At 53.2% G+C, this 756-nt stretch carries 1 protein-coding gene; it reads left to right on the top strand.

The window, feature by feature from the left end; all coding sequences use genetic code 11:
- A partial coding sequence (locus IX84_RS33465) for a hypothetical protein (protein WP_044224065.1) occupies positions 1–525 on the top strand: 525 nt, incomplete at its 5' end.
- Positions 526–756: the final 231 nt, after the last annotated feature.

Below are 756 nucleotides of genomic sequence, written 5' to 3' on the forward strand. Positions count from 1 at the left end.
GGTGCAGTTGCTTATCAGTTACAGTATCTTATTGCCGGTCATGGCATGGGCAACACTCAATTGAGCGATACGGTTTACACCTTTGAAGGGCTGCCTCCCGGCAGTATTATTCAGTGGCGGGTAAGAACACTCTGTATGAGTGGCAACTCAAGTTGGGAAGTTGGGGCAGCGCTGCCTTTGCCCAATTCGCTCGATGGGGGAGGGGGTGCAGCGCTTCGGACAGGCGATAGGCTGCCACCCGTTGACTGGGAGCAGGTAAGCCGCGAACTAAGTGAGCTACAGTTTGATATTTTCCCGAACCCAGCCAGAGATGAGGCATCTCTGGTGCTTTCCCGTCAGGCCGAAGGAACCGAGGCTGTCGTATATAACCTTTGGGGGCAGGAGTTAGCCCGTTATAGACTGGATGGAGTTCAGGTACAAATGTTGAATGTATCCGAATGGCGTGCTCAAAATACAGCCGTCGTAGTGGTGCTGTTCGAACCCGGTCAGCCTCCTAAGACCAAAAAACTGCTGCTGGTCCGGTAATAGGCTCGTTTCAAAAGACTTGATAACCTTATAATACCAAATGAAAGGGCCCGGGCATTGCCCCGGGCTTTTTGTTTGCATGGCATACAAACATTTCCGAAGGGCTGAAAGAAGCCCTGGCGCCTAAACGGTGGGAAGCCAATGCGAAGGCAACTGCGTTACTGGCAACGGTAGGTTGGGAAGGAAGCCTTAGCAAGTATGGGGCACGTAGCGCGAGCGAACCGGGGCGCT

It is taken from the genome of Phaeodactylibacter xiamenensis, assembly GCF_000759025.1.
GTDB lineage: Bacteria > Bacteroidota > Bacteroidia > Chitinophagales > Saprospiraceae > Phaeodactylibacter > Phaeodactylibacter xiamenensis.